This is a genomic window from Micromonospora rubida (genome assembly GCF_009908295.1).
Lineage (GTDB): Bacteria > Actinomycetota > Actinomycetes > Mycobacteriales > Micromonosporaceae > Micromonospora > Micromonospora rubida.
In genome coordinates this window covers 1-17,975 of sequence record NZ_JAAALO010000014.1, presented here as the reverse complement: position 1 = coordinate 17,975, position 17,975 = coordinate 1, and the positions used below count along the sequence as shown (strand labels likewise).

The 17,975-nt window shown below is 74.0% G+C and carries 10 protein-coding genes and 1 rRNA gene; 7 read left to right on the top strand and 4 right to left on the bottom strand.

Going from position 1 to position 17,975, the window contains the following annotated elements; all coding sequences use genetic code 11:
* The first annotated feature begins 95 nt into the window (after window positions 1-95).
* The 4 genes from GVV04_RS29910 to GVV04_RS29895 are packed head-to-tail and all read left to right on the top strand — an operon-like array spanning window position 96 to window position 10,779.
* A complete protein-coding gene (locus tag GVV04_RS29910; RefSeq protein WP_328822649.1) occupies window positions 96-5,870 on the top strand; it encodes a non-ribosomal peptide synthetase in 5,775 nt (1,924 codons plus the stop codon).
* A complete protein-coding gene (locus tag GVV04_RS29905; RefSeq protein WP_328822648.1) occupies window positions 5,867-7,372 on the top strand; it encodes a class I adenylate-forming enzyme family protein in 1,506 nt (501 codons plus the stop codon). Before GVV04_RS29910 ends, GVV04_RS29905 begins: the two co-directional genes overlap by 4 nt.
* Window positions 7,373-7,396: 24 nt before the next feature.
* Window positions 7,397-10,489, top strand: a complete 3,093-nt coding sequence (locus GVV04_RS29900) for a non-ribosomal peptide synthetase (RefSeq protein WP_161692365.1) — start codon at window positions 7,397-7,399, stop codon at window positions 10,487-10,489.
* Entirely contained in the window at window positions 10,489-10,779 is a 291-nt protein-coding gene (locus tag GVV04_RS29895) for an acyl carrier protein (protein ID WP_161692364.1), read from the top strand. Before GVV04_RS29900 ends, GVV04_RS29895 begins: the two co-directional genes overlap by 1 nt.
* Here GVV04_RS29895 and GVV04_RS29890 read toward each other — a convergent pair.
* Window positions 10,754-11,155 carry a hypothetical protein gene (locus tag GVV04_RS29890; RefSeq protein WP_161692363.1) on the bottom strand — a complete coding sequence of 134 codons (402 nt, stop codon included), beginning with the start codon at window positions 11,153-11,155 and terminating at the stop codon, window positions 10,754-10,756. The genes GVV04_RS29895 and GVV04_RS29890 overlap by 26 nt on opposite strands.
* Window positions 11,156-11,239: 84 nt before the next feature.
* On the opposite strand from GVV04_RS29890, the gene GVV04_RS29885 reads away from it, so the two are divergent.
* Both GVV04_RS29885 and GVV04_RS29880 read left to right on the top strand, forming a co-directional pair.
* On the top strand, window positions 11,240-11,860 hold the full coding sequence (locus tag GVV04_RS29885) for an L-threonylcarbamoyladenylate synthase (protein ID WP_161692362.1): 621 nt from the start codon (window positions 11,240-11,242) through the stop codon (window positions 11,858-11,860).
* 113 nt (window positions 11,861-11,973) lie between these two features.
* Complete coding sequence (locus GVV04_RS29880; protein WP_161692361.1) at window positions 11,974-13,536, top strand: WD40 repeat domain-containing protein; 1,563 nt, start codon at window positions 11,974-11,976, stop codon at window positions 13,534-13,536.
* An 82-nt stretch (window positions 13,537-13,618) separates the two neighbouring features.
* On the opposite strand, the gene GVV04_RS29875 is transcribed toward GVV04_RS29880, so the two are convergent.
* Both GVV04_RS29875 and GVV04_RS34640 read right to left on the bottom strand, forming a co-directional pair.
* Window positions 13,619-14,737, bottom strand: a complete 1,119-nt coding sequence (locus GVV04_RS29875) for a DUF4185 domain-containing protein (RefSeq protein WP_161692360.1) — start codon at window positions 14,735-14,737, stop codon at window positions 13,619-13,621.
* 89 nt (window positions 14,738-14,826) lie between these two features.
* On the bottom strand, window positions 14,827-16,341 hold the full coding sequence (locus tag GVV04_RS34640; RefSeq protein WP_161692359.1) for an FG-GAP-like repeat-containing protein: 1,515 nt from the start codon (window positions 16,339-16,341) through the stop codon (window positions 14,827-14,829).
* A 442-nt stretch (window positions 16,342-16,783) separates the two neighbouring features.
* Here GVV04_RS34640 and GVV04_RS29865 point away from each other — a divergent pair, with 442 nt between their 5' ends.
* A complete protein-coding gene (locus GVV04_RS29865) occupies window positions 16,784-17,779 on the top strand; it encodes an alpha/beta hydrolase (RefSeq protein WP_161692358.1) in 996 nt (331 codons plus the stop codon).
* 70 nt (window positions 17,780-17,849) lie between these two features.
* On the opposite strand, the gene rrf is transcribed toward GVV04_RS29865, so the two are convergent.
* Window positions 17,850-17,966: ribosomal RNA gene (gene rrf, locus GVV04_RS29860) — 5S ribosomal RNA — on the bottom strand.
* Window positions 17,967-17,975: the final 9 nt, after the last annotated feature.

Genomic DNA, 17,975 nt, shown 5'->3' with positions numbered 1-17,975 from the left:
GGATTCTCCACCGTGGACCGATCAGACGACGCGATGCTCCGTTCGCAGCATGCAGACTACGGGCTCCTGTCCGACACCGGTGTTAAGGCTTCCGCGTGACGAATCTCGACCTACCGACGCGGGCCGTCACCCTCCCGCCCCCCGCGACGCCGCCCGACGTCGCTGCGGGACCATCGCTGTCGTTCGGCCAGGAACGGATCTGGTTCACCGAGCAGCTGACGCCCGGCACCACCGCGTACCTCGTCTGGTCGACGACCCGGCTGCGCGGGTCCCTGGAGGTCGAGCTGCTGCGCGCCGCCCTGGACGGCGCCGCCGCCCGGCACGACAGCCTGCGCATGCGCTTCACCGAGAACGTCGACGGCGAGCCCGTGGTGGAGGTGCGGCCCGAGGTGCGGGTGCCGGTCACCAGCACCGACGCGGGATCGCTGGCGGAGGCCCGCGAGCTGGTGGCCGCGTCCGTGCGTACCCCGTTCGACCTCACCGCCGCTCCCCTGCTGCGGGCGACGGTGATCCGCCTGGGCGCGGACGACCACGTCCTGCACCTGGACATGCACCACATCGTCAGCGACGGCTGGTCGCTGGACCTGCTGCTGGGCGAGGTCGCGGCCGGCTACGCCGCGCTGCGCGACGGCGGCCCGGCGCCGACGGCCCCGACGACGGGGTACGTCGACTACGCCGCCTGGCAGCGGATCCGCCTCGACGGGCCGGCGACCGGGGACGGGTTCGCCTACTGGGCCGGAGCGCTGGCCGGCGTGCCGCCGCTGGAGCTGCCCACCGACCGGCCCCGACCGGCCGTGCAGTCGTACGCCGGCGGCACCCACCGGTTCACCGTCGACGCCGACCTGACCGACGGGCTGAGCCGGCTGAGCCGGGCGCACCGGGCCACCCTCTACATGACCCTGCTCACCGGCCTGCAGGCCGTGCTGTTCCGGCACAGCGGCCAGCGGGACTTCGCGATCGGCTCCCCCGTCGCCGGCCGGGTGGTGCCGGAGCTGGAGAACCTGATCGGCCTGTTCGTCAACACCCTCGCGCTGCGGGCCGACCTCTCCCCGGTGGGCGCGGGCGCCGACTCACCCGGCACGGAGCCCAGCTTCGCGGCGCTGCTGCGGCGCACCCGCGGCACCGTGGTGAAGGGCCTGGCCCACCAGGAGATCCCGTTCGAGCGGCTGGTCCGGGAGCTGAACGTGCCCCGGGACGTCAGCCGCTCCCCGGTGTTCCAGGTGCTGTTCACCCTGCAGAACTACGCCCGCACCGGCGGCCGGTGGCCGGCGGGGCTGAGCACCGAGAGCCTGGGCGCGGACGCCGCCGCCGCCCGCTTCGACCTGTCGCTGTACGTGAGTGAGACCGCCGACGGGCTGCGCGGGATGTTCGTCTACAACACCGACCTGTTCGACGCGGACACGGTCGCCAGGCTGGCCGCGAGCCTCGACACGCTGCTGCGCGCGGCGGTCGCGCAGCCGGACCTGCCGGTGGTCGACCTGGACCTGCTCGGTCCCGCCGAGCGGGACCGGGTGCTGGCGCTGGCCCGACCCGACCAGGACGAGGCCGGCCGCACCGAGCCCGGGGCCGATGGGGCCGGGGCCGATGGGGCCGGGGCCGATGGGGCCGGGGCCGATGGGGCCGGGGCCGATGGGGCCGGGGCCGGCGGCCCGGGGGTCACCGGGGCGGCGGTCACCCTCGCCGATCTGATCGCCCCGCACGTCGCCGCGACCCCCGACGCCCCCGCCGTGGTGTGCGGCACGGACGCGATCACCTACCGGGAGCTGGACCGGCGGGCCAACCGGCTGGCGCACTGGCTGCGCGGGCGCGGCGTCGGCCCCGACACGCTGGTCGGGGTGCTGCTGGAGCAGTCGGTCGAGCTGGCCGTGGCGCTGCTCGGCGTGCTGCGGGCCGGCGGGGCGTACCTGCCACTGGACCCGGAGCAGCCGCCGGCCCGGCTGGGCCTGATGCTCGCCGACGCCCGGCCGGCGGTGGTGCTCACCAGCACCGAGCTGCGCGACCGGCTGCCCGAAGGGGTCGAGGCGACCTGCCTGGGCGCCGTGGCCGCCGAGGTCGCCGCCGGGCCCGACACGCCGCCGCCCACCGGCGCGACCGGCGGGAACCTGGCGTACGTCATCTACACCTCCGGCTCCACCGGCACCCCGAAGGGGGTGGCGGTGGCGCACCGGCAGGTGCTGCGCTACCTCGACGGGGTGGCCGACCGGATCGCCGTCGTCCCGGCCGCCCGGTACGCGCTGATGCAGTCCATGTCGTTCGACTTCGCCGTCACCGTCTTCTACCTGGCGCTGGCCACCGGCGGGGCCGTGCACCTGGTGCAGCGCCGGTGCACCGGGGCGGAGCTTGCCGAGCAACTGCGCGCCCACCGGATCGACTACCTGAAGATCACCCCGTCGCACCTCGCGGCGCTGGCCGCCGACACCGGGCCGGGCGACCTGCTGCCGGCCCGCGCGCTGATCCTCGGTGGCGAGGCGTCCGACCTGGAGCGGATCGTGCCGCTCGCCGCCGCCGGCGGGGCCCGGGTGTTCAACCACTACGGCCCCACCGAGGCCACCGTCGGCGTCGCCACGTACGAGGTGAGCGCCGACGGGCCCGCCACCGGCCCGGTGCCGACGGGCCGGCCGCTGCCGCACGCCCGGGTGTACCTGCTCGACGAGCGGATGCGGCCGGTGCCCGTCGGGGTGCCCGGCGAGCTGTACCTGGGCGGGGACCGCCTCGCCCGCGGCTACCTCAACCGGCCCGGCCTGACCGCCGAGCGGTTCGTGCCCGACCCGTACGGCCCGCCGGGCGCGCGCCTCTACCGCACCGGGGACCTGGGCCGGTGGCGTGCCGACGGGCAGTTGGTGTTCCTCGGTCGCCGCGACCACCAGGTGAAGATCCGTGGCTACCGGGTGGAGCTGGGCGAGGTCGAGGCCGCGCTGCGGGACTGCCCGGGGGTGCACCAGGCGGCGGTGCTGCTGCGCGACGACCGGCTGGTGGCGTACCTGGAGCCGACGCCCGGGGCGCAGCCGCCGGACGTGGCCGGGCTGCGCCGGGTCCTGGCCGACCGGCTGCCCGAGCACATGGTGCCCGGCCGCTGGGTGATGCTGGACCGGCTGCCGTTGCAGGAGCACGGCAAGATCGACCGGCGGGCCCTGCCTGAGCCGACCCACGAGGTCCCGGCCGGGGAGCGGGTGCCGCCGGTCGGGCCCGTGGAGACGCTGATCGCCGGGATCTGGCAGGCCGTACTCGGGGTGGCCGAGGTGGGAGCCACCGACGACTTCTTCGACCTCGGCGGGCACTCGCTGTTGGCCACCCAGGTGGTGGCCCGGCTGCGCCGGGAGCTGCCGACCGTGGACGGCGGCGCGACGGGCACGGTCAGCGTGATGGACCTGTTCCGGCACCGGACGGTCCGCGAGCTGGCCGCCCTGGCCACCGGCGGCGGGGCCGGGCCGGGCGGGCTGCTGCACGAGCTGACCCCGCCGGTGGGCGCCGCCGAGCGGGTCGCCACGCTGGTCTGCATCCCGTACGGCGGCGGCAGTGCCGTGGTCTACCAGCCGCTGGCCGACGCGCTGCCGGCCGGGTACCGGCTGCTGTCGGTGGCGATGCCGGGCCACGACATCGGGCTGGCCGACGATCCGGCGCCGATCGAGGAGGTCGCCGCCGACGTCGCCGCCGAGATCCTGTCCCGGGTGGAGGGCCCGCTGGTCCTGTACGGGCACTGCGGCCCCGGCGGGGCCCTCGCCGTGGAGGTGGCCCGGCTGCTGGAGGCCGCCGGCCGGGAACTGGAGGCGGTCTACCTCGGCGCGGTGTTCCCGTTCGGCCGGCCGGCCGGCGGGCTGCTCGGGCCGCTGCTGCGGCTGCGCCTGGCCGAGCGGATGCGCAGCGACCGGATCTACCGGACCTGGTTGCAGGCGCAGGGCACCTCCGTCGGTTCCCTCGACCCCGACGAGGTGGCGTTCCTGATCCGGGCGATGCGCCACGACGCCCGGGTCTCCGAGGAGTACTTCACCGAGCTGATGCGTCAGCGGGTCACCCCGCTGCGGGCGCCGGTGGTCTCGGTGGTCGGCGAGCGGGACCGCGGCACCGACTACCACAGCGAGCGGTTCCGGGAGTGGCACTTCCTCGCCGACCGCACCGCGCTCGCGGTGATCGACGAGGGCGGGCACTACTTCCTGAAGTACCGGGCCGGCGAGCTGGCCGAGATCGTCACGACCGCGCACCGGCAGGTCGATTCGCCCGTCCCGCCCGCGCCGCCCTCCGACGCGACCGCGGCCGCCGGTCGGCCCGAAACCGTCGACCCGAGCGCACCCGTCCGAGACTCACCCGCCCCGGACGCCCGAGGGCTCGTGCCGCCCGGGGCGGTCGAACCGGCCGGCGGGCCGGAGCGCGGGTGGCAACTGGTCGCCGTCTCCCGCCAGCCGGCCGGGCCCCCCGGCACGCCGGACGCCCCGACCGCCGGCCCGGCGAATGCGCCGGAGCCCAGCATGCGCCGCTTCGGGCTGGTCGCGGCCGGCCAGGTCGTCTCCGGCATGGGCACCGCGCTGACCAACTTCGCGATCCCCCTGTGGATCTACCTGGAGACCGGGTCGCTGGCCAGGTTCGCCCTGTTCGCGGTGCTCGGCCTGCTGCCCGGCCTGCTCGTCGCCCCACTGGCCGGCGCGCTGATCGACCGGACCAGCCGGCGGCGGGTGCTGCTGACGGCGGGCCTCGCCGCCGGAGGCGCGAACGCGGTGCTGGCCGCCCTGGTGCTGGCCGACCGGGCGCAGGTGTGGCACTTCTACCCGCTGGTGGCCTGGCTGTCGGTGGCGCTGGCCTTCCAACGCCTCGCGTTCGTCTCGGCGGTGCCGCAGCTGGTGCCCAAGCGCTTCCTCGGCCACGCCAACGGGGTGACCCAGACCGCGATGGGCCTGACCCAGTTCACCGTCCCGCTGGTCGCGGTCGCCCTGCTGGACGCGGTCGGGCTGCGCGGCATCCTGCTCATCGACGTGGCGTCGTACGTGTTCGCGATGGGGGTGCTGGGGCTCGTCCGGTTCCCCCGGACCCTGGCCCTGCAACGCCGGGAGGGGCTCGGCGAGGAGATGGCCGCCGGGCTGCGCTACGCGCTGCGCCGCCGGGAGTTCCGCGCCATGCTGACCTTCTTCGCCGCCCTGAACCTGTTCCTGTTCCCGGCGCTGTACCTGCTCTCCCCGCTGGTGCTCGGCTTCGCCGACCTGGACCAGGTGGCGCGGATCGCGCTGACCGGCGGCGTCGGCGCGGCCGTGGGCGGCCTGGTGATGCTGGTCTGGGGCGGCCCGAGCCGCCGCCGGATGCGGGCGGTGCTGCTGGGCACCCTGGGCATCGCGGTGGCCGCCGTGCTGACCGGGCTGCGGCCGGACCCGCTGCTGGTCGGCGCGGGCGCGTTCGGCATGTACCTGTCGCTGGGCGTCGTCAACGGCGTCTACAACACGATCATCCAGACCAAGGTGCCGCCGCGCTTCCACGGCCGGGTGTTCGCGCTCAACCAGATGATCGCCTGGTCGACCATGCCGCTGGGCTGGGGGATCATCGCCCCGCTCGCCGCGAAGGTGACCGAGCCGCTGCTGTTGCCCGGCGGCGCGCTGGCCGGCACGGTCGGGGTGGTGATCGGCGTCGGCCCCGGCCGGGGCCACGGCCTGCTGTACGTCGTGTTCGGGGTGTGCATCGCGCTGACCGCGCTGACCGCGCTGGCCACGCCGGTGCTGTCCCGGTTCGACGACGAGGTGCCCGACGCGCCGCCGGACGACGTCGTCGGCATCGAGGAACGCCAGGCCCGGGCCTCCGTCGGCGTCACCGCGCCGGGGGCCTACGCCGCCACCGACGGCGTCGAAAAGGTCCGAGTGCAGGTCGCCGGGACCGGGGGTGGGCGGCGGTGACCGCGACGACGAGCGGCACACCGGCCGCCCGGACGGTGCCGGAACTGCTGGCCTGGCGCACCGCCCTGCACCCGGACCGGGTCGCGGTCGAGGTGGCCGGGGTGGCCGCGCTGACCTTCGCCCAGTGGTCCGCCGGCGCGACCGCCGTCGCCGCCGAGCTGGGCCGGCGGGGGCTGCGCCCCGGCGACCGGGTCGGGCTGGTGTTCGGCGCCCGCGACTGGACCCGGTTCGCCGTGGCGTACTGCGGGGTGCTGCGGGCCGGCGGGGTCGCCGTGCCGCTGTCCGACCGGCTGGCCGCCGGGCAGCTCGGCCACGCGCTGACCCACTGCGCGGCCGCCGCCGTCGTGCACGGCGACGACACCGCCGCGCCGCACGCCCCCGCCGGGCTGCCGGTGTGGCGGGCCGGTGACCTGGCCGCCGGGCCCGCGACCGACGCCGACCTGCCGACGGTACGCCCCGGTGACCTCGCGCAGATCCTCTACACCTCCGGCACCACGGGCCGCCCGAAGGGCGTCGGGGCCAGCCACGCCAACCTGACCGTCGGCACGTCGACAAACCCGCGCCGGCTGGCGCTGGCCCACTCGCAGCGTTTCCTGCACGCGTTCGCCATCGGCACCAACGCCGGGCAGACCATGCTGTTCAACGCGCTGACCGCGAAGGCCGGCGCGCTGACCCTGCCCACGTTCACCCCGGCCCGGTTCGCCCGGCTGGTCGAGACCCCGGGCACGGGGACGCTGTTCGTCGTCCCGTCGATGGCGATCGAGCTGCTCGACTCGGGGGCGCTGCGGGGCCGGGACCTGGCCGGCGTACACCTGATCGGGTCGACCGCGGCGGCGCTGCCGCCGGCGGTGGCGGCCCGGCTCGCCGAGGCGTTCCCGCAGGCCACGATCGTCAACTACTACACCTCGACCGAGGCGGCACCGGCCCAGACCACGATGATCTACGACCCGGCGCGTCGGGACGCGGTGGGCCGGCCGGTCGGCGGGCAGCTACGCGTCGCCGACGCCGACGGCGTCCCGCTGCCACCCGGGACGACCGGCGACGTGTGGCTGCGGGCCCCGTACCCCCGCGCCTACTACCGCGACGAGGACGCCAACCGGGCGACCTTCCGCGACGGGTGGGTGCGGATGGGCGACGTCGGGCGGATCGACGCCGACGGCTTCCTCTACCTCACCGACCGGCACCAGGACGTCATCAAGTCCGGCGCGTTCAAGATCTCCTCCCTCGAGGTGGAGGCGGCGCTGCACGAGCACCCCCTGGTCGCCGAGGCCGCCGTGGTCGGCGTGCCGCACCCGGTGCTCGGGTCGGCGGTCGCCGCCGCCGTGGTGCCCCGGCCGCAGGCCGTCGCCGACGGGCTGACCCTGCCGGCGCTGCGCGGCTTCCTCGCCGACCGGCTCGCCGGCCACCAGCTTCCCGCCCGGTTGCTGTTGCTCGACGGGCTGCCCCGCAACGAGGGCGGCAAGGTGCTCAAGCGGCAGCTCACCGGCCTGTTCGACAACTGACCACCAGCACTGGGAACGCGATTCATGGGAGAGCATGTGGGCACCGCCGAGGCGACATCCGCGCAGCACGCCGTCTGGTTCACCGAGCAGGCCGGGGTCGCCGGCACGGCGTACCACATGGCGCTCGGCGTCCGGTTCGCCGCCGACCTGGACCGCCGGGCCCTCGTCGAGGCGTGCGCGGCGGTGACCGACCGGCACCCCGTCCTCGGCACCCGGGTGGTCACCGAGGCCGACGGCACCCCCGGGCTCGCGCCGGCCGACGTGCGGCCGGCGGTCACCTTCGGCGAGTGGACCGACGCCCGGGTCGCGCACGAGCTGGCCCGCCCCCACGACCTGCGGGTCGGCCCGCTGTGCCGGTTCACGCTGCTCACCGCCGCCGACGGCCGGCACCTGCTGCTGGTCACCGTCCACCACCTGGTGTTCGACGGGATGTCCAAGGACGTGCTGGCCCGGGACCTGGCCGACGCGTACGCCGCCGCGCTCGCCGACCTCCCGGCGCGGGCCGCGCCCCGCTGCGACGGGTACGCCGGAGACGCGGCCGCCGAGCGGGAACGCGTCGCGGTCGACCTGCCGGCGGCCCGCGCGTACTGGGCTCGGCACTGGTCCGGCCCGGGCGACGTGGTGCTGCCCGGCCTGCGCCGGCTGCCCACGGGCGCGGAACCGGGTGCCGCGGTGGACGTCGACCTGCCCGCCGACCTGGCCGACGGCGTGGGCCGGGCCGCCGGGGCGCTCGGGGTGACCCGGTTCGAGCTGCTGCTCGCCGCGGTGCACGCCCTGCTGGCCCGGTACGGCAACCGGGGCGTCCCGGTCGGCGTCACGCTGTCCACCCGCACGGCCGCGCAGGCCGACCGGGTCGGGTTGTTCGTCAACGAACTGCCCTTCGCCGCCGACCCGGCCGCCGGCACCTTCGCCGACCACGCCCACGCCGTGCGGGCCCGGCTGCGCGAGCTGTACCGGTTCCGCGCGGTGCCCCTCGCCCACGCCGTGTCGGGGCTGCGCCCCGCGCCCGCGCTGACCGGAGTCTCGGTCGGCTACCGGCGGCGCGGCGCCGAGCCGGCCTTCCCCGGGGTGGCCACCGGCGTGGACTGGACGTTGTTCGGCGGCGCAGCCCGCAACGCGCTGCACGTGCAGATCGTGGACGGCCCGACCGGGATCACGGTGAGCCTCCAGCACAGCCCCGCCGCCATCGACACCGACGCGGTCACCCGGATCGGCGCTCACCTGCGCACCCTGCTCGCCGCCGTGGTCGCCGACCCCGGGCGGCAGGTCGGCGACCTGCCGGTGCTGCCCGCCGACGAGCTGCACCGGGTCACCGAGGGCTGGAACAACACCGCGCGGGCGTACCCCGGCGACACCGTGCCCGAGCTGTTCGCGGCCCGGGTCGCCGCGGACCCGGACGCGGTGGCCGTCGTCGACGGCGACGTCACGCTCAGCTACGCCCGGCTCGACGCCGCCAGCGCCCGGCTCGCGGCGCTGCTGCGCGAGCGCGGCGTCGGCCCCGGGTCGCTGGTCGCGGTCGAGCTGGACCGGTCCTGGCGGACGGTGGTGACGATGCTGGCGGTGTTGCGCCGCCGGGCCGCGTACCTGCCGGTCGACCCCGGCCACCCGCCGGCCCGGCGGGACCTGGTGCTCGCCGACGCCGACCCGGCGCTGGTGGTGACCGCGTCCGGCGGAACGCAGGACGCCCGGCCCGAACTCACCCTGGACGGGGTGGATCTGCTCGCCGGCCCGGACCCGGAGCGTGGCCTCGCAGGCCCGGTCCCGACCCGGGACACCGACGCGCCGGCCGCCGCAGACCTGGCGTACGTGCTGTACACCTCCGGCTCCACGGGCCGGCCGAAGGGCGTCGCGGTGCGTCACGGCGCGCTGACCAACCTGCTGCTGGGGATGCGGGACCTGCTGGACAGCCGGCCCGGGCACCGATGGCTGCACCTGACCTCTCCGTCGTTCGACATCTCCGCGGTGGAGGTGTTCCTGCCGCTGGTCACCGGCGGCCGGGTGGTCGTCGCCTCGGCGGTGAGCGCGCTGGACGGCGCCGGGGTGCTGCGGCTGGTCCGTGACGCCGGGGTGACCCACGCCCAGGCCACCCCGTCCGGGTGGCGGGTGCTGCTGGAGGCGGGCCTGGACGCGGCGGGCCCGCTGGTCGCCCTCGCCGGCGGGGAGGCCCTGCCGGTCGCCCTGGCCCGGGCGCTGCGGGCCCGCACCACCCGGCTGGTCAACGGGTACGGCCCGACCGAGGCGACGATCTACGCCAGCACCGCCGACGTCCCCGCCGACCCGGCCGAGGTGACCATCGGCCGCCCGCTGCCGAACGTGCGGGCGTACCTGCTGGACGAGGCGCTGCGGCCGGTGCCGGTCGGGGTGCCCGGCGAGCTGTACCTCGCGGGTGCGGGGCTGGCCGACGGCTACCTCGGGCGCGACGACCTGACCGCCGAGCGATTCGCGCCGGACCCGTTCGGCGACGGGCGGCTCTACCGCACCGGCGACCGCTGCCGGTGGCTGCCGGACGGCCGGCTCGACTTCCTCGGCCGGGCCGACGACCAGGTCAAGATCCGGGGGCACCGGGTCGAGCTGGGCGAGGTCGACGCCCGACTGCTGGAGCACCCGGCGCTGGCCGAGGCGACCGCGACGCTGCACCAGGACGCCGACGGCGAGGCCCGCCTGGTGGCGTACGTGGTGGCCCGGGCCGGCGCGGTCGCGGACCCGGCGGACCTGCGCCGGCACCTGGCGCTGAGCCTGCCGACGGCCGTGCTGCCCACCGACTGGATGCTGCTGGACCGGCTCCCGCTGAGCCCCAACGGCAAGGTCGACCGGGCGGCGCTGCCCGCCCCGGCGCCCCGCGCCGACCCGGTCGCGGCGAACCCCGCCCCGCCCGGGGAGGCCGGCGACCCGGTGGTGGAGACGCTGCGCGAGATCTGGCAGGACGTGCTGAAGATCCCCGACATCGGCGTGCACGAGGACCTGTTCGACCTGGGCGGGCACTCGCTGACCATCACCCGGATCAGCGGCCGGATCCAGCAACGGCTCGGCGTCGAGGTGCCGCTCGACGCCTTCTTCGACACCCCCACGATCGCGGAGATCGCCGAGATCGTCCGACAGTCCGGAAAGGAACTCTGATGGGCACCACCGAGCTGCGCGCGCAGGTCGCCGCACTGGTCAGCGAGGCCACCGGGGGTGACGTGCCGGCCGCCGACGTGCTCGGCGGCGGGTCGCTGGTCGCCCTCGGCGTCGACTCCCTCGGCCTGCTGCGCCTGGTCGACGCGATCGAGCTGGAGTACGGCGTGGAGGTCGAGCTGACCGAGCCCGGCCACCGGCTGGACACCCTCGACGACCTGGTGGCGGTCGTCGAGGCGGCCCGCCCGGACGAGGCGGGCGCGGTGGTCAGCGCAGCCGGTGACGGCCGCTGAGCCACTCCCGGGCGGACCGGGAGTTCAGGGCCCACAGCACCCAGGCCAGCAGGCCGACCCCGACGATGGTGATCGCGCCGAACATCCCGAGCGAGGCCACGGCGAACAGCCCGGACGACACGTACGCGGGGTAGGCCGCCCAGGGGCGGCGGCCGGACAGGCTGAACGCCACGAAGGCGCAGGTGACGGCCATGCTGGCGAAGAACACGGCGGCGCCCAGGGAGCCGTCCTCGGCCAGCAGCCGATGCACCGTCGCCAGCGCGAACAGCAGCGCCAGGAGCGCGAACACGAGCACGGTGGTCAGCACGGGACCGGGCATCGGGGGGCGGCGCAGCACGCCGTCGTACCCACCGGCGCGGGGCGGTCGAAGCACCATGGAACAACGATGGAGGCCTACCCGCAAGGGGATCGGACACTGTCAGGAATACGACACAGCCGAGCGTCGGCCTAAGCTTCCGCCATGGCGAAGTACTACGACGTGCACCCCGACAACCCGCAACCCCGGACGATCCGCCAGGTGGTCGACGTCGTCCGGGGGGACGGGTTGATCGCCTACCCGACCGACTCGTGCTTCGCCCTGGGCTGCCGGCTGGGCAACAAGGAGGGCATGGACCGGATCCGGGAGATCCGCCACCTCGACAGCGGCCACCACTTCACCCTGGTGTGCCGGGACTTCGCGCAGCTCGGCCAGTTCGTCCACCTCGGCAACGCCGTGTTCCGCGCCGTGAAGGCGGCCACCCCCGGCAGCTACACCTTCATCCTGCCCGCCACGAAGGAGGTGCCCCGCCGGCTGCTGCACCCGAAGAAGAAGACCGTCGGCGTCCGCATCCCCGCGCACACCGTCACCCAGGCGCTGCTCACCGAGCTGGGCGAGCCCCTGCTGTCCAGCACGCTGCTGCTGCCCGGCGACGCCGAACCGATGACCCAGGGCTGGGAGATCAAGGAACGCCTCGACCACGTCGTCGACGCGGTCGTCGACTCCGGTGACTGCGGCACCGAACCGACCACGGTGGTCGACTTCTCCGACGGCGAACCCGAGGTCGTCCGCGTCGGCGCGGGAGACCCGTCCCGCTTCGCGTAGTGTGACCGGCCCGCCGCCGCACGGTGGCGTCCGTTCGGCACAATCGGACCGGCATTCGCTCAAAGCTCATCGATCCCCGGCCGGGCCGGGAACGCGGACTGTGAGGTCATCCGATGGTGCGACTCATCCTGCCGGTCGCCGCGACGCTGCTGGTGCTGATCGCGGTGCGATGGTCACAACCGGACGCCCTGCGGGTCGACGGATTCTGGCCGCTGGCGCTGGTCGCGGTGGTGACGGCGCTCGGCTCGGCGCTGACCCTGGGCCTGTCCCGGGTCGCCTTCTCCCGGGCCGCGCCGTGGATCCGCGGGTTCCTCTCGACCGCCGTCGCGTTCGTCCTGCTGGCCGCGTTCACCGACGAGCCCGGTCCGGCGACGGTCGTCGGTGGGATCCTGGTGGCGCTGGCCCTGCTGTTCTCGCTGCTGCGCGGCGGTGGGCACGCGCTGCGGGCGGAGCCGTTCCCGCCGGACGTCCTCGGCGTGGCCCGGCTCGCGGCGCGGTTCGTGGTGCCGGCGGCCTGGTACCTCGCCGCCGCCGAGGTGGTGCCGGGCGTGCAGTCGGCGCACCGGTGGCCCGGCGTGCTGCTGGGCGGCCTCGTCGCGGGAAGCACCCTCGTCGCGGGCACGGCCCTGGCGTGGACCAGGCCGTGGCACGCCTGCGTGACGCCGGTGACGGTGGGCGGTCGCGTGCGGGCCGCGTACGGCGGCATCGGGCACGTTGTCGGGATCGGCGACCCGGGCGCCGGTGAGCACCTGCGGACGATGGGCTCCGGCGGCGTGCTCGCCGACCTGTCGGGCCTGCTGCCGGACCCGACCCCCGACAGGCTCCGCCAGTTCCTCGACCGCCTCACCCCCGGCGTGGTGCGGGCCGCCTGCGCGATCGAGACGCCGCAGGGGGTGCTGCTCGCCTCCGCCGGCTACGGCGACGCCGTGCACCTGTGGGACCCCGAGACCGGCCAGGCGGTGCACGCCCTCGCCGGCCACCTGGGCCCGGTGAACGCCCTGTGCGCCGTGCCGGTCGGCGACACCGTCCTGCTCGCCTCCGGCGGGGACGACGGCCGAATCCGGATCTGGAAGCCGGCGACGGGCCGCCAGGTGCGGGTCGTCGGCCCGCAGGCGCGGTGGGTCGTCCGGGCGCTGTGCGCCGTGCCGGTGGACGGTCGGATCCTGCTCGCCGCCGGGTACGCCGACGGCACCGTCCGGCTGTGGGACCCGGTCGACGGGCGACTGGTCCGCCACCTGGGCGCGCAGCAGGGCGGCGTCAATGCCGTCTGCGCGGTCACCGTCGACGGCGTGACCCGGCTCGCCTCGGCGGCCGGCGACGGCACCGTGGTCCTGTGGGACCCCGACAGCGGCGAGCACCTCGGCTCCTTCGACGACGAGGCCCCCCGGTACGCGCTCTGCACTGTGGAAATGGACGGCGAGGTGCTCCTCGCCGCAGCCGGGGACGGCATCGGCGTCACCCTGTGGGACGCGGCGAGCGGGACGCGCCGGGGCTCGTTGGGCACCGAGTCGCTGCTGGGCCTGCTGACCGGCTCGACGGGTTGGATTCGGTCGATGTGCCAGGTCGGGGCCGGCGACGACTCGTTCCTGATGCTCGCCGGCTACCACCGCGCGGTCGAGCAGATCCGCCTCCGGCCGGCGCTGCGGTCCCTCGCCGAGCCGGAGGGGGCCTCCTGACCGACCACCCCGGCCCGGTCCCGCGTCGAGCGACGCCGGGCGGACGACGGCACCCCGTCGCCGCCCGGCGACCTCGGATGGTTCAGAGGGATCCGACGAACTGGCTGACGTGGTAGGCGGTGCTGCGGTTGTCGAGCCCCCTGGTCCACTTCGAGACCATCAGGTGGAGCTCGTTGGCGTTCCTGCCGGACCAGGGGTGGATGAAGCCGCCGTACAGCGCGGGCTCCTGCCACGGGAACACCTGGATCTTCTCGGCGGTCCACACCTGGTCCGGCCCGCCGGCGGTGCGGGTGACGACGCAGCCGGTCACGCAGTTGACGTAGGACATGACCCAGGTTCCGTCGTGCAGCCTGCGTACCGACGGTTCACCGAACCGGCCGTTGAGGATCGGGGTGCAGGGCCTGCCCCAGCCCCAGTTGCTGCCGTTCCAGCCCCAGCCCTCGTACGACTCGGGGTAGAACAGCCGGTCCCAGCGGACCCGGCGCAGCATCATCGGGCCGTCCTGGCGACCGGCGCGGACGGAGAAGACGTAGACCCAGTCCCCGTCGCGCTGCATCGTCCACATCTGGAACGGGTCGGTGTTGTTGCCGTTGTTCCACCACTTCAGCGAAGTACGGACGAAGTCGTTGTCGTTGTCGGAATAGGCCAGGCCGGCGTAGCGCGAACGCCAGTGCGGGCCGGCGGGACCGGCGGAGTCCCAGTTCTCGATGCTCATGTAGGAGATCAGTTGGCGGCCGGTCTCGGGGAAGCTGATCCCGTCGTTGGGGATGACGCTCACCTCCCACAGTCCGTCGATCCCGATCCCGTGGTGCCCGTTGTGCATGATCTCGGGGGCCCGGCCGTTGCCGGCCACCCGCGCGGCGCTGTCGAAGACGACTCCTCCGGGCGCACCGGGGTGGACGCCGGAACGCAGCATCACCGGGGACCGCCAGTCGTTGGGCAGCGGCGGCCCCTCGGGCCACGGGGTGTTGAAGGTGTCGCCGAAGAGGTACCCGATCGAGCCGTTCTCCAGCACGTACGGGATGCCCAGGTCCGTGCCGGCGACCTGCCACCGGCCGTTGGTGTCCAGGTCGGCGCCGGTGAGGCGCTTCTTCCAGGTGGCGGCCTGGGCCGGGCCGGGGAAGGCCAGGGCCGGCGCGACGGCCGAGGCCGTGGCGACCGCGGCGACCCTGCCGAGGAATGCACGACGGTCCAATGCCATGTCAGGTCCTTCCCGCCCGGCCGGTCCGGCCGGGCGCGCTCGATGCCTCCCCGGGGAAAGACGGCGAGGCAGCTCAGGTGGGGGCGAGTTCAGAGGGTGGTTTCTCCGGGGAGGCCGAAGAAGTCGTGCCATTTGGTGGTGGGGGTGAAGGTGGTGCCGGTGGACAGTGCGACGTGGACGTCGTTGGTGGTGTTTTTGGTGAAGACGATGATGTCGTCTTTGCCGTCGCCGTTGAAGTCTCCGAGGTAGGGGAATTCGCCGGGTGTGCAGAAGTGGTCGTGCCATTTGATGGTGGTGCCGGTGAATTCGGTGCCGGTGGAGGTGGCGGCGTAGACGTCGGCGTCGGTGTTGCAGGTGAAGGTGATGATGTCGTCTTTGCCGTCGCCGTTGATGTCGCCGATTCGGGGTTGTTCGTTGCCGACGGCGAAGAGGTCGTGCCATTTTTGTGGTGGGCCGAAGTTGGTGCCGTTGGAGAGGGCGATGATGACGTCGGAGTTGGTGTTGGGGCCTTGGGTGAAGGTGATGATGTCGTCTTTGCCGTCGCCGTTGACGTCGCCGATGGCGGGGTATTCGCCGGGGATGGAGAAGTACTCGTGCCATTTGTTGGCGGTGCCGGTGAATCCGGTTCCGGTGGAGAGGGCGACGTAGACGTCGGCGGCGTTGTCGTGGGTGAAGGCGATGATGTCGTCTTTGTTGTCGCCGTTGACGTCGCCGATGGCGGCGACTTCGGCTCCGGGGGCGAACCAGTCGTGCCATTTGGTGGCGGGGTTGAAGGTGGTGCCGGTGGAGGTGGCGACGTAGACGTCGGCGAGGGTTCCGTGGGTGAAGGCGATGATGTCGTCTTTGCCGTCGCCGTTGAAGTCTCCGGTGGACAGGGTTTCGCCGTTGAGGCCGAAGAAGTCGTTCCACTTCACGGAGGTGCCCGCGAACGACGACCCGGTTGAGGTGGCGACGTACACGTCGTTGAGGGTTCCCTGGTTGAACGCGACGATGTCGTCCTTGCCGTCATCATTGAAATCCGTCGGCGAACCCGCCAGATACCGACCACCCCCACCACCGCCGCAGTTGTCGCTGACGAGGTACTTCTGGTGGTACTGGCCCGGGTAGGGCGCGAGCGAGACACCGTTGATGACGATCGACTGCCCCACCCCGTTGTAGAGCTGCTCGTAGTGCACGTGCGGGCCGGAGGAGTTGCCGGTGCTGCCGGTAACGCCGATCTGCTGGCCCTGCTCGACGTACGCCCCGTCGGGCACCGAGTAGGCGCTGAGGTGGAAGTAGTAGGTGGTCCAGCCGCCGCCGTGGTCGATGACCACGTAGTTGCCGGCGCCGCTGGGCTGCGCGTAGCGGCGGGCCACCCCTGCGGCGGAGGCGACCTGCGGCGTGCCCCCGGTGGTGCCGCCGTCGGCCCGCACGAAGTCGAGCGCCTGGCGCACCTCGGCGCTGTGGTGGTCGTAGGTCCACCGCTGCCCGCACGGGAACGGCGCCTTGAAGTTGGGCGCGGCCAGCGCGGCCGGGGGCGCCGACGCGACGCCGGTCAGGACGGCCGAGGCCAGGGTGACCAGCGCGACGAGGCAGCGACGGAGGGTTCTCGGGTGCCGGGGCATGGCGGCTCCTGTCAGGGGAGGCTCGGGCGGGGAAGGTCGGAGCCGGGGCGATCTGGTCGCTCCACCGCCAGCCGTGCAAGCCGCGGGATCGGGCCATGTGTCACCTCGGCGGGCGGGCTCCTGGACGGCGCCACTGGCGGAAGTGAAGCCAATTACTTCGATCGCTGTCAATACCTTACGTCGCGGCCGGACGGGGTAGGGCACTCCGTCGCCCGCCATTCCCGCAGGTGGGAGACGATCTCCAGACCTCCACCCGCACGAAAGTTTCTTCCTTGACTGCATCGTCGAGTGGCCGTAAGTTTCATCCATCTATCGACAGACGTCTTCGCACTGCTCGCCGCTCGTCCTCGCCTCCGGGACAGCGGCCCCGCCCCACCTTCCCCGCTTCCCGGAGGGCCGTCATGGACACTCCACACATAGGCAGCTTCCCCGAGGAGATTCGATGGACTTCACCCCTGACGGCGTTCGGCCCCTCAGCCGCCGGCGGCTCCTGGCCGGAGCGGCGGGAGTCGCTGCCGCCGGCGCGCTGGCCGGTGCCCTCAGCGCGCCGCTGGCCGCTCAGGCCGCCGGCGACGGGCACGGCCTGCGCATCGTCGACCGCAACGAGAACGGCGGACGCCTCCAGTACTACCGCTTCGCCACTGACGCGATCGCGTGGGATCCCGGGGTCAACGTCCTGTTGCCCGACGGCTACCACACCAGCAACAAGCGCTACCCGGTGCTGTACCTGCTGCACGGCGGAAACTCCGACTTCCGGGCCTTCCACATGTACGAGAACATCGTCAACCTCACCGCCGGCCGGGAGATCATCGTCGTCATGCCGGACGCCGCGACCGGGTGGTACTCCAACCCGGTCAGCAGCAACACCGGGCCCCGCAACTGGGAGACCTTCCACATCGCGCAGTTGCTGCCGTGGATCGAGCAGAACTTCCGCACCTTCCCCGAGTACAACGGCCGCGCCGTCGCCGGCTTCTCGATGGGCGGGTTCGGCGCCCTGAAGTACGCCGCGAAGTACTACGGCCACTTCTGCTCGGTCAGCTCCCACTCCGGGCCGGCCAGCCTGCGCCGGGACTTCGGCCTCGTCGTGCACTGGGCCAACGTGAGCTCGGCCGCGGTCGAGCTGGGTGGCGGCACCGTCTACGGTGCCCCGCTGTGGAACGAGGCGCGGGTCAACGCCGACAACCCGGTGCAGCGCATCGGGAGCTACCACAACAAGCGGATCTTCCTCGCCGCCGGCACCTCACCCGACCCGGTGAACTGGTTCGACACGGTGAACGAGACCCAGGTGCTGGCCGGCCAGCGCGAGTTCCGGGCGGCTCTCGGTCAGGCGGGGATCCCGCACGAGTGGCGCGAGGTGCCCGGCGGGCACTACTTCCGCCACGAGCTCTTCGTCCAGGACCTCAACGGGATGCTCGGTCGTCTCCGTCGTGCCGGCTGACCCGGCCCCGCCCGATCGGCGGTAGACACGAAAAGGGCCATCCCCTAGGGGATGGCCCTTTTCGAAAGGTGTCCGGCGGTGTCCTACTCTCCCACACCCTCCCGAGTGCAGTACCATCGGCGCTGGAGGGCTTAGCTTCCGGGTTCGGAATGTAACCGGGCGTTTCCCCTCCGCCATGACCGCCGTAACTCTATCG